9 protein-coding genes and 1 pseudogene are annotated in these 11,695 nt (G+C 72.0%); 1 reads left to right on the top strand and 9 read right to left on the bottom strand.

Annotated elements, in window-relative coordinates:
- Positions 1-121 precede the first annotated feature (121 nt).
- The 4 genes from ACFV4G_RS28735 to ACFV4G_RS28720 all read right to left on the bottom strand — a co-directional run bounded on the left by ACFV4G_RS28735 (position 122) and on the right by ACFV4G_RS28720 (position 6,021).
- A complete protein-coding gene (locus tag ACFV4G_RS28735) occupies positions 122-526 on the bottom strand; it encodes a peptidase inhibitor family I36 protein (protein ID WP_380445020.1) in 405 nt (134 codons plus the stop codon).
- 156 nt (positions 527-682) lie between these two features.
- Positions 683-4,360, bottom strand: a complete 3,678-nt coding sequence (locus tag ACFV4G_RS28730; protein WP_380445019.1) for a helix-turn-helix domain-containing protein — start codon at positions 4,358-4,360, stop codon at positions 683-685.
- A gap of 113 nt (positions 4,361-4,473) precedes the next feature.
- Positions 4,474-5,160: a hypothetical protein gene (locus ACFV4G_RS28725; RefSeq protein WP_380445018.1), complete on the bottom strand. Its 687-nt coding sequence runs from the start codon at positions 5,158-5,160 to the stop codon at positions 4,474-4,476.
- 324 nt (positions 5,161-5,484) lie between these two features.
- Positions 5,485-6,021, bottom strand: a complete 537-nt coding sequence (locus ACFV4G_RS28720) for a hypothetical protein (RefSeq protein ID WP_380445017.1) — start codon at positions 6,019-6,021, stop codon at positions 5,485-5,487.
- Between the two features lie 453 nt (positions 6,022-6,474).
- On the opposite strand from ACFV4G_RS28720, the pseudogene ACFV4G_RS28715 reads away from it, so the two are divergent.
- A pseudogene (locus ACFV4G_RS28715) lies at positions 6,475-6,567 on the top strand (IS5/IS1182 family transposase); the annotation flags it as partial.
- A 632-nt stretch (positions 6,568-7,199) separates the two neighbouring features.
- Here ACFV4G_RS28715 and ACFV4G_RS28710 read toward each other — a convergent pair.
- The 5 genes from ACFV4G_RS28710 to ACFV4G_RS28690 all read right to left on the bottom strand — a co-directional run bounded on the left by ACFV4G_RS28710 (position 7,200) and on the right by ACFV4G_RS28690 (position 11,535).
- Positions 7,200-8,102, bottom strand: coding sequence for a hypothetical protein (locus ACFV4G_RS28710; protein ID WP_380445016.1), 903 nt, complete (start codon positions 8,100-8,102; stop codon positions 7,200-7,202).
- A 207-nt stretch (positions 8,103-8,309) separates the two neighbouring features.
- Entirely contained in the window at positions 8,310-8,774 is a 465-nt protein-coding gene (locus ACFV4G_RS28705; RefSeq protein ID WP_380445015.1) for a hypothetical protein, read from the bottom strand.
- Positions 8,775-8,837: 63 nt separating this feature from the next.
- Positions 8,838-9,389: an NIPSNAP family protein gene (locus ACFV4G_RS28700; protein ID WP_380445014.1), complete on the bottom strand. Its 552-nt coding sequence runs from the start codon at positions 9,387-9,389 to the stop codon at positions 8,838-8,840.
- A gap of 58 nt (positions 9,390-9,447) precedes the next feature.
- Positions 9,448-10,548, bottom strand: coding sequence for a hypothetical protein (locus ACFV4G_RS28695; RefSeq protein ID WP_380445013.1), 1,101 nt, complete (start codon positions 10,546-10,548; stop codon positions 9,448-9,450).
- 96 nt (positions 10,549-10,644) lie between these two features.
- A complete protein-coding gene (locus ACFV4G_RS28690; protein ID WP_380445012.1) occupies positions 10,645-11,535 on the bottom strand; it encodes a DUF3626 domain-containing protein in 891 nt (296 codons plus the stop codon).
- Positions 11,536-11,695: the final 160 nt, after the last annotated feature.

Below are 11,695 nucleotides of genomic sequence, written 5' to 3'. Positions count from 1 at the left end.
GGGGGGCGCGCCGCGCCGCGGGGGGGTGTTGTTTTGTCTATACTCGGGGCCCGGGCTGGGGGCGGGCCCCCCGCGCCCGCCCCCCGGGGGGGGGCGGCGGCGCGGTGCTCGGGGAGCGGTGTCAGCGGGAGGTTCGGCACCTGGTGAGGGAACCCTCGGCGTTGATCGAGCGGATGTTCTTGTACCAGTCCGCCGACGTGTTGCCCCACGTGCCGGGCTGGAGCGTCACGGAGTACCCGCTGCAGTGCGGATCGGTCCAGACCGTCCAGGCGGAGTCGCTGTGGTTCCACCAGGACAGCGCGTTGTAGCCGACCTTGGTGTTCCTGAGGTCGTTGTCGTAGCTCGCCCGCTGGAGGAGCCCGCCCGTGCGGTTCTGCTCCGTGTAGAGGCAGAAGTGGCCCGCCGAGCAGCCGGACTCCGCCGACGCGGGGTGGGCGGTGGCGGTCACGGGCGGGGCGCCCAGCGCGGTGGTGAGGGTGAGGGCGGCCGTGGCCAGCGCCGTGGCCAGGGAACGGTGGTGCGTCATCGCTGTGGTCCTCTCGGTGTACGGCGGGCGCCGGGGCTCCGGCCGCTCCGCCGTCACCAGGAGTGTTCGGCCTCCTGGCCACCGGCTGAACGGGTTGTCCGTTGCCGGCGCCGCCAGGCACCTGGCAACACCCTCCGACCTGGGACGACGCCACCCTCAGTGACAGGCCGCCGGCACCGGCTCCTGGGGCACCAGCCGCTGCCAGCGAGCGGGGTCGGGCCTCGGGGCGAGCCCGCAGACACGGGCCAGGACGCGCCCGGGGTCGAGGTCCCACCGGCGCAGCGTGCCGTCCCGCGAGCCGGTGACGAGCGTGCGGGCGTCCGTGAACACGCCGTCCTGGACGGCCGCCGCGTGACCGCGCAGCTCCGCCTCCAGGGTTCCGCCCGGCACCCGCCACACCCGGGCGGTCCGGTCGCGGGAGCCGCTGACCAGCCGGGTGCCGTCGGGGCTGAACCGGACGTTGACGATCGGGCCGGTGTGTCCGGGCAGGACGGTGACGCGCTGCGGGTCCGCGACCGGCCGCAGGTGCACCTCGCCGTCGCGCCCGGCGGTGGCGAGGAGGGTGCCGTCCGGGCTGGCGGCGACGCCGAAGACGGTGTCGTGGTGGTCGTGCAGGACGGTCGCGCGGCCGGTGCGGGTGTCCCAGAGGCGCACGGTCTCGTCCTGGCCGGCGGAGGCGAGCAGCGTGCCGTCGCCGATGAACGCGAGGCCGAACACCTCGTCGTCGTGGCCGGTCAGCTCGCCCGCCGGCTCCCTGGTGGCGACGTCCCACAGCCGCACGACGCCGTCGTTCCCGGCGGAGGCGAGGCGGCGGCCGTCCGCGCTGAAGGCGAGCGCCTTGACGGGCCCGGTGTGGCCGGTGAGCTCGCCGGCCGGGGAGAGGTCGGCGGTGTGCCAGAGGCGGACGACGTGGTCGGCCCCGGCGGTGGCGAGCAGGCTGCCGTCCGGGCTGTGGACGATGCCCCAGACGGCGCCGGTGTGGGCCTGACGGGAGGTGACCTCGGTGTGGCGGGCGACGTCCCACAGGTGGAGCGTCCCGTCGACGGCACCGGCGACGACCTGGGGACCGGTCGGTCCTGACACTCCGTCGAGAGAGAGCACCGCGGCGGCCGGGTGCGCGACGAATACCGGGTCGCCCAGGCGCCACAGGCGGTTCACGGCGTCGTCGCCGACCGTCAGCAGCAGGGTGTCCGACACGAACCGCACGGCGTTCACCGGTCCGCTGTGCCCGGACAGCGTCGCCACCGGCTGCCCGGTCGCGGTGTCCCACACGCGGACGGCGTTGTCGCGGCCCCCGGTGGCGAGGGTGCGGCCGTCCGGGGCGAAGGCGACGGCGAGCACCGCGTCCGTGTGACCGGTCAGGGGCGCGGCGGCGGGCGCCCGGGTGTCGGTGTGCCAGATCCGCACGCCGTCCGGCCGGGCGACCGCGAGCAGCGACGCGTCCGGGCTGAAGGCGAGGGCGCGGAGGTCCGGGCCGAGCTGCCAGGGCTCACCCGCGGTGCCCTTGGCCACGTCCCACAGCAGCACCGCGCCGTCCGCGCGGGCCACGGCGAGCGTGCGGCCGTCCGGGGAAAACGCGAGGTCGAGCACTCCGCCGTGTCCGGATTCGCCGATCACGACGGGCGGCCTGGCGGGCGCCGCGTCGTCGTAGAGGCGCACCGTCCCGTCGTCGCCGCCCTCGGCGAGAAATCGGCCCGCCGGAGCATACGCGAGGGCGCGTACCGAGCCACCGTGCGCCGCGTATTGGCGTACCGCAGGGGCGGGCGTGCTCGTGTCGTACACCCGCGTGATCCCGTCCGCGCCGGCGGTCGCGACCAGCATCGCGTCCTGGGACAGCGTGACGGCGCGCAGCGACGACGGGCCCACGGACAGCGCGAAGCGGGCGCGGGAGGCGGACCCGTCCGGCTGGAGGTCCCACAGCCGCAGGACGCCGTCGTTGCCCGAGGTCGCCGCCGTCCGGCCGTCCGCCGAGACGGCCGCGGCGTTCACGGCGCGCCCGCCCGCGTCGCCGAACTGTCCCACCAGCGACTGCCCCTGTGCGCTCAGCAGGGCACTGCGGCTGCGCGGGGTGTCCGCCGCCCGGAACGCCTCGGCGGCCAGCAGCATCGCGACGTCCGGCTCGGTCGCCGCCACCGCCTGCGCCTGCGCCGCGTACTCGTCCGAGCGCGCCAGCCGGGCCGCCGTCACCGCCCGGCCGCGCTGCCCCCACGCCACCGCCCCGGCGCTCAGCGCGAGCGCCAGCCACCCGGCGAGGGCCGCCGTCAGCCGGCGCCGGCGGCGCGCCCTCGCCAGCGCCGCCCGCTGCGCCGCCTCCTCGGCCTCCTGCGAGCGGGCGAGGAACGCGAGCTCCGGCGGGCTGAGCGCACCCGCGCCGTCGCCCCGGGCCCATTCCCGGGCCAGGGCGAGGCGGGTGCCCTGGTAGAGGGCGGACGGGTCGCGGCCGGCGTCCTGCCACGCCTCGCACGCCTGGCCGAGCTGGCGGTGCACCCGCAGGCCCGCGCGGTCGGCGTCCAGCCACTCGCGCAGGCGGGGCCAGGCGGTGAGCAGGGCCTCGTGGGTGATCTCGACGCCGTCGCCGGTGAGCGTCAGCATGCGGGCCCGGCCGAGCGCCTCGACGGCGGCGCGGGCGTGGTCGCGCCGCTCGGCGGGCTCGTGCCACAGCAGGCGTTCGAGCGGGACGCGACGGCGGGCCTGGCGAACGCCGTCGCCGGCGTGGACGAGTCGGATCATCATCCTGTGGACGGCGGCCCGGCCGTCCTGGGGCTGGCGGAGGTACACCGCCTCCGCCGTCGTGGCGAGCGCCTCACGGACGCCGCCGGTGCGGCGGTAACCGGCCACGGTGAGCACCCGGCCCTGGGGGGGCCGGGCGAGGGGGCGCGCCCCGCCCCTGGGGTGCCCCCGCCCCGGGGGCTGCGGCCGGGGGGCGAGCCGCGCGTGGGCGAGGAGGGGGAGAGTGCCCGCCTCGACGGGATCCGCCCCGAGGTCGGAGAGCAGGAGGTCGACCAGGCCGACTTCCAGCTCCAGCCCCTCCGCCGCGGCCGGCCCCTCGACAGCCCGGACGAGCTCCGCCCGGTTCATCGGACCGAGCGGCAGGTGCCCGTTCTCCAGCGCGGCGAGCAGCTCCGGGTAGGCCAGGCACCGCCCGTACAGGTCCGCGCGCACGCCGATCACGACGGGCACGGTACGCGGCCCCGGCCCGGACCACGCACACAGCGCCGCGACGAACGCCCGCCGCTCGTCCTCGTCCTGACACTCCGTGAACAGTTCCTCGAACTGGTCGACGACGATCAGGGCCCGTCGGCTGTCGTCGGCAACGGCATCGAGCCTGGCCAGCACCTGCTTCGGCCGGGCCGTCGGCGTGCACACCTCGACCCGCCAGCCTGCCGACCCCGGCAGGCACCCGCGCGCCAACGCCGGGACCAGCCCGGCCCGCAGCAGCGAGGACTTGCCCGTCCCCGACGGGGCGACCACCGCCAACGGGCCGCCGCCGTCCATCCGTTCGCCCACGCAGGCGACCAGCCGAGCGCTCGCGCGCTCACGGCCGAAGAACCACCGGGCCTGGCCGGCCTGGAACGCGGCGAGCCCGGGGTACGGGCAGGCGTCGGCTGCTCCTTCGGAGACCAGCGCAACCAGACCGCCTTCGCCCCCGAGCGCGGCGTCGCAGGCACGGGCGACGTCCAGCGACATCGGGCGCTCGCCGGTCTCGATGCGGCTCAGGTAGCCCTTGCTGAAGTGCGCCTGCCTCGCGAGCGCCGACAGGCTCATCCCGCGCTCGCGCCGCATCCGGCGCAGCACCGCACCCGGCGCCTCGTCCCGGTCCTGCTCGTTCGACACGCGCGCTCCCTCGGCCGGCACCAGCACGTGCCCCGATTGTCGGCGGACGATCGACCCGCCCGGACGGCCTGCCGCCCGGCCTCATCCGAAAGTGCGAACGCCGGGCCGGGAGTTCACGAACGACCGGGCGGCCGTCTCGACGTCTTGGCCGCCTGCAAGGCCGTCCGGGCGCGTTCGGCACCCCGCGCATCGACGGCCGTGCCGGCTCTCCCCTCCCCCTCACAAGCCCGGCAACGCCCGGGCCGTGGCACGGGATCACGGCATTCCCAGCACTCCGCATACCGCTTCGGCGCCACCGTGTGAACCGGCGGCATCTTCCGCACCAGGCGATCGCGCAGCACCCCCACCGGCGAGTGCACGGGCGACGGCAACCCGGGCAGCAACGCCTGCGCCAGATCGGCCGGACTGCTCCCCCGCTCCAGCCACTCCTCGACGAGCGGCGCCAGCGCCGCCGCCTCCCGCTCCCCGAGCCGCAGCCGCGGCTCCGGCCGAACCACCTGGAGCAGCGTCCGCGCCGCCGCGCCCGGGCCCGAGTCCGAGTCCGAGCCCGAGTCGCCCGGGAGGGTGGGTTCTTGCTCACGTTCCTTTACTTCAGGAACGACACGGGGACCGCCCACCGGCCGACCGGCCGCCGGACCCTTGGCACCCGGCGCCACCTGCGGCGTGTCGTAGACGTGCGCCTCACTGCGCAACGTCCCGTCCGGCAACCGGACCACCTCGACGCGGTAGAACCCGGCGTCCGTCAGCTCTTTGAGGGCCTTCTGCACGGCACAGCGCCCCTGCGGACTGGTGTCGGCCATGCGCCGCCCGTCCTCCCGCCACCCGTCGGGCCGGGAGACGAGATCGGCGAGCAGACCGCGCGCAGTGTAGCTGAGCCGACGATTCTGCAGTGCGGCGTTGGGAATTACGGTGAACGAGCGCGTGTGCGCGCTACGATGTACACGCATCGGAGGTCCTGCTCCTGTGCCAGACCCCGGGGTGTTGGTAGCACCGCCGGGGTCAACGTTTTTCTCTTGATGGCACGGAACGTAGCACACGCACGACCGAGAGTTGCAGCCGTTTAACTTTCTTTCCCGGAAGCCAAATTGACGATCAATATCGGTCATCCGGTGTGCAATTTCGGATCAGCCGACTTCCAGTACGCCTTCGAGAACGAAGATGATTTCGCTCTCCCGGGCTCGCATGGAGCTCCTCGTGCCGCGCCCGGACTCGGACTCCGTCGCCGGATGGAACAGCCCGCCCACCGATTCACCCACGCCCACCTCCGTGACATTGGTCCCGCCCACGATGGTGCGGGTCTCGTTGACCGTGGTGCTCTGACCGGTGTTCCAGGTGGTGATGTCCGTGCTGGTGACGAGGGTCGCCCCGTTGAGGAGCGTGGTGGCGTGGCCGCTGATCGAGACGGTCGCGGACGTGATGCCCGGATTGATCGGCGAGGCGCAGTTCGTCAGGGTGGCGCTGCCGTTCACGGTGCCGTCTTCGGCGATGTTCAGGGTGAGGTTCCCGCTCTTGCACGCCACGTCGGTAGCACTGGCCTGCGTCGCGTGAGCGGGAGCGGCACCTCCGAGGAAAACGGCGCCAGTCGCAAGAGAGGCAAGGAAGACAAGGGAAGCAAGGGTGGACGGGAACACCCGCCCCCGCGCGGTGCGGATCATGGACATGAAACAGCTCCTCCGAGCGCAGCACAAGGCGTCCAAGACCGTCCTGGACATGATCCGTGCGCCCGCGGAACAGTTCCCGCACCACAGGGACATGACATGTCACCTTCGAGTGTTTCACCCGTTCGATCCCCATCCACTCCCCGGCAACCTGGCCCCGGTCGAGATAATCCGCGACCCACAGCCGCTCCGACTCGTCCCACCCGGCGTCTACGAAGCACGGGGGTCCGGCAGCATCCCGTCTCCCCCAGGCATCGCCCAGAACCCGAGCAGCCTCACCCTGCCGCTGGGGTGTCCCCCCAATTCCGCCATGCTCCCGAGGATTTCACGCCCTCATCACCCCCGCGTGGAAAGTCGGCCGGCCCGACTTCCTACGTCTCGGACCTACTGATCATTTCAGAATGAGATCGGAGTGTCGGCTGGCCTCTGACGCCGCGTCTGGGCAGGGTCTGGCGGGTGACTGATGATCTTGTTCCCGACGGCCTCTGGGAACGCATAGCCCCGCTGCTTCCGAAACGACCTCCTCGCCACCACCGCCATCCCGGACGTCTGGCTGCTCGAACTCGCCTGCAGCATCATCTGCTTGCGTAGACTCCGCAGGGGTCTCCCCGAAGCGATCAGCAGGTACGTATGGGACTCGTGAGGAGCCCCAGAGCAGAGAACTCGACGGTCAGGAATTCGGCCTCTGTCGGCGTGACGCGCAGGCCTGGGCCCAGTAGGTCACGCAGCATTCCGGCGGTCTCGGCAACCGTCCCACCGTAGGTCCGTCGGAGGATACGAAGGACATGGACCCGGGAGGGTTCCTGGGCAACAATGCTAATCACAGCGCCTCCCGTGGCCTGCAGGACAGCATCCCGAAGCCATGCCGGCCCTATTCCCTCAAAGCCCTCGTCCGAGCAGTCGTAGCAAATCCGGCTGTCCCTCCAGTAGAACCGTCCGTCCCGGACGACCTGCCCTGGCACGCTCGTGGAGGGGCGTCCGCAGTACCAGCAGCAGCCTGGATCGACCCTACTCATGCCCCGTACCTCTGGGCGTGACGGCGTAGGGCCTTGAGAAAGTTCGGTCCAACGTCACGAGTATCGCGTTAAAACCCGGGTTTACGGTCACCACCGCATTCTGACGAAGCAGCCTGGGCAGTCGCCACCCATTTGCCGAGGCGGCCCCGACCAGCTCTGAAACGATCAGTTAAGCGTCGGGTAGACGTCCTGCCACCGGTAGCGCGGCACGCAGAAGTGCCAGTGGACAAAGCCGGTCATGAAACGCTCGATGTACGGATACTGCTCCGCACTGGCCAGTTCCCGCAGGCGCCGGTGGGTCGCCCTCGCCGCGACGAGGACGTCGCGGAACGCATCAAGATATGGGACGCCGCGCGTCATCGCGTGCCGGTAGATCCTGCTGGCCAGGAAGTCGTCCCCGTCGACCGCTTCCTTGTAGAAGGACAGCAGGTCGTTGAAGTCGTTGAGGAAGCCCACGGTCCGGCTCAGCGCCGCCGCCCAGAAGCGCCGGTCGGCACCGATCTCCAGGGAGGGGGCGGCGAACTGGAGCGCGGCCGACCAGATCTCGCAGTACCCCGACCGAGCCCGGACGAACTCGGTGTCGATGCCGTCCGACGCCTCCGCCGTGAACTCGCCCTCCATCAGGACGCCCGTCATCGCGTTGTAGAAGAAGGTCTTGTAGACGGCGAGGAACGTCGCGTCGCAGAAGCGGCCCAGCTCGCCGAACATGTGCCGGACGTACCGTGCGTTGGACGACACCGACACCCGCTCCGGCAGCATCCCGGCCTGCAGAACGGCCTCGAACTCCGCAGGGTCGCGCGCGCAGACGTCGTCGACGTAGACGGCGAACACCCACACGCGGCTCACCGCCAGCGCGACCTCGTCATCGAGGTCCGGCAGCATCAGGGCGCGCATGAGGGTCACGTCACGGACCACCCCCGCCGGACAGGAGATGTCGAACGCGGCCAACTCCGCGGCCAGGGCGATGGCGATGGCCCGGGCCCCGGCACCATCGTAGGAATGCGTGACGGCACCGAACTCGGTACGAATCTCCTCGACGACCCCCGTGGTGATCACCTCGGCGGCCATGCCCCGGAGCCTCGGGTCCGCGATGGCATCGAGGCCGCGCCGGGGCGTGAACCGGAGCGAGTCGACGCCGGGCGGTGCTGGATTCCTGATCGTGCGACAGTTCGACGACGAGCCCATGCCTCTGCGCCTCCTCGGACCGGCCACGTGGCCTTCATCCACTTAACGGCTGCCCGAGGCGATCGGCACGACGGCTCTCGAAGGCTCCTCCTACTCCTTCACCGGGCCGTCGTCCTCCTCCTCGTCCCCGTAGGGCTCCTCCGGCGGCGGTGCGAGGACGAGTGGCCAGTCCTCTCCTGGTGAGGTGAAGACCGCCGTGCCTTCCCAGACCTGGCCGGCCATCGCCGGATCGACGGTCGTCTCGGCGTGCAGGACCAGGACGTAGTTCGCATCGAAGCTCGACCGGACCGGGAAGTCGGCCGGGTCGATCCCCATCCGCTCCAGACCGCCCGGGTGGAGCGCGATGTCGACCGCCAGCCGCTCCCCCGTGTACGAGTGCTCGGCCCAGCCGTCGGTCTGCAGCAGGTAGGACACCTGGTCGCCCTCGTGGCCGAACGCGCTGTAGCTGCTCAGCGCGCGCTCGCCTGGCGTGCCGTCGGAGTCGATGACCAGCACGGCGACCGGCACCTCCGGATCACCGGGCCCCAGGCCGGAGCGGACGTTCAAGCGAGCCATGGGCACCTCCGGGTCGCAACAGGGATCGGACAGGACACCACTACACCTCACCCCACTGACAATTCACCCCACTGGCTCCAGCCGCAGCCGCCGGACCGGCCAGGGTGCCGGTTCGGCCAGGCCGAACCAGAGCCGGACGTCGAGCCCGGTGCGGACGGGCAGGGCGGGGTAGTCGTTCTCGGCGTGCTCGGTGCGGTGCAGCGCGTGGTGCGGGCCCAGGTGCCGGGCCGCGTACTCATCGAAGGCCGCCACGTCCGACGGCTCGCAGACCGTTGCGACCACCTCGCGGGCGCCCCGCTCCGGGGCGAAGCCCGGGCCGCGCAGCAGCAGGACGTCGTCGCTGTCGATCATGGTGGCGTTGGCCGCGTCGCGGTGCGCCCGCCAGACCGGGCCGGTGTAGAACGCCTCCAGCGCGCGCCGGCGGTGCGCCATGTCGGGGAACGCGCGTACCCAGACGAACCGGTCCGGGTCGTCGAGGTCGCGGAACCGGCCGCCGAGGGTGATGCCGACGGCCTCCTGCCCGGTCACGAACTCGCGCTCGAACAGCTCGATCAGGGTCTCGCGCGTGCCGGGGTGCAGGGTGTACTGGCGGAATTCGACGATGTTCAGGCTCATGCGCCGCAGGCTACGGCCGCTCCACTGACACCTCCTGTCAGCGAACCTCCCATGGCGTTCAGTCCGCCGAGCCGCTGCCGGCCGCCGCGGAGCGGCAGTCGTTGCGAGCGGCGGGCGACAGCTGCGGGCACAACCGGGCCTTGGCCGACTTGTCGTGGTAGTTGACGTTCCAGTAGCTCGTCATGCCGCTGACGCACAGCGGCCGCTGCCACGCCTCCGGGGCCGCCTCGCACTGGTCGCCGACCCACGCCGGGCGGTCGATGTTGTACTTCATCAGCCGGGAGCCGGTCCCCCGGGTGCAGGCCTGCCGGCCGTCCGACGTGGGTGCGGCGAGGCACCAGCGCAGGGCCTCGGCGAAGCTCTCGGGGTGGTCGGCGTAGTCGTGCTTCTGGAGGAAGTAGACCGGCGCGTAGAAGTAGCAGGCCCCCTGGAAGACGTCCGGCTGCTCGGGGCAGGGGTACAGCGGGTCGGCGGCCAGCTTGTCCGCGGGGAGCTGGGCGGTGGCGGCCGGGTCGGTCTCGTCCGGCTCGAAGAGCTGCATGAACACGCCCTCCGAGCAGGCCACCACCTGGTACGTCTGCGAGAACTTCCGGCACAGCTGCTCGGCGTCGGGCAGCTTCAGCCGCGACACGAACATCGCGCCGTGCCCGATGCCGTGAATGCACGAGGCCGACTCGTCGGGCGCGCAGAGCTTCGTCACGGCCGAGGCGGGGTCGGGGCTCTGGGAGAGCTTCTCCTCGACGATGCCGTGCAGGTAGCCCGAGCCGCAGACGTCGTTGCGGAAGGACGCGGCTTTGGCGAAGTCGTCGCCGTACTTCTGCAGGGCCGCGTGCCCGAGGTCGTGGGCGACCGGGTGGCAGATCCGGCTGACGTACGGCTGGCTGTCGGTGATCCTGGCCAGGTCGGCGAGCGCCTGGGCGGGGTCGGAGGCGTTCAACTCCGCCACCAGGTGGTCGCGCAGCTTGCTCTGGGTCCACACGGCGGGCGTGGCGGAGGCCGCACTCGGCTGGGGAGAGCCCGGAGTCGCGACGGAGGTGGTGGCCGTGGGGGTTGTGACCGCCGCGACGGGCTGATCGGCGGCAGCAGCCGCAGGCGTCCACTGCGTGTGCAACACCGCCCACACGCCCATCGCGAACAGCAGCAGTGACGTGATCAGCATGAATCGCCGAGCCATCTTCCCCCCGTTCCCAAGCCGTCAATCCTGGGTGCGGCCAACGGTTCTGACCATGCGCTATCGGCCGCAGTCCCGTCTCCCCTACGGACAGCGAAACCTGGCCCGGCGGTTCCCCGCCTGCGACTCGACGCGGAGCGGCGGGCCGAAACGGGCAAGGCAGTGCCAGACCTTCTTGAGGTCCTGCGGGTCATGGCGCCCACTCCGGACGGCATCGCCGACGATCCTCGGATCGAGCCGGCCGTCGACCGCGATCTCGGCCCCCAGGTCGACGTACTCCTGCCCGCGGTAGCCCGGGTGGCGCCGCAACTCCCCGACGGAGAGCCGGAATCCGGGGTGCCACTTGACCCGGCACGGGAGCCTGCGCGCCGCGCGCTCCACCGCCGTGCCGCGATAGCTGGGATCGAGGACCAGCGCCTCGACGTCCCGGTCGAACCGGACCGGCCCGTGGATCTGCGCCTCGATGTGGCCGTCCACGGCATCGAGACCGTCCGCCTCGGCCAGCTCGACGAGGGCGCAGCGCGAGGCGACGCCGAAGGCGGACGGGTCCGTGGAGCTGTCCGGATAGCAGAATGTGGCACGGGCGAGGGTGGCGGCGGAGAGCCTGAAGTACGAGGACCCGAACCGCGGCGCGCCGCCTGCCGGATCGCACCGGAAGTCCAGAGCGCCGTAGACGGGGCGCTCCTGCGGCGGCGCATCGTCGTAGGCCCCCGCGAAGATCCGGCTCTCCCAGTGCCACCGGTCCCCACCCGGCCGGGCCGTCAGGCCGCCGTTGCTGGTGCCCGTCACGAACTGCGAGTGGTAACGCCCGTCCGACGCCATCCTGACGAGGACCGGCTCGCCACCCGCGATCCGGTCCGGATGGAAGTTCATGGTCAGCCGCAGCCGCGGATCGAGCGGCCCGCCCCGAGCCAGCCCGGCCACATGCGCCAGCGCCCGCCGCCGCGGCGACCACACTGCATCGTCCACCCCCATGACGCGCAGTGTGGACGAACGCCGCCTCCCACCGCACCTCGATTTCGCCACGACCTGGTGCGCAGGAAGTCGACGTGGCCGACCTGTCTCGTTTAAACAACAGACGCAGCCCACGAAAAATATAGTGTATAAATAGGGGGTGGGCGGATCAATAAAAAAA

Source organism: Kitasatospora sp. NPDC059747 (genome assembly GCF_042732955.1).
Lineage (GTDB): Bacteria > Actinomycetota > Actinomycetes > Streptomycetales > Streptomycetaceae > Kitasatospora.
The sequence above is the reverse complement of the archived record's forward strand: the minus strand, read 5'-3'. Positions and strand labels throughout refer to the sequence as shown.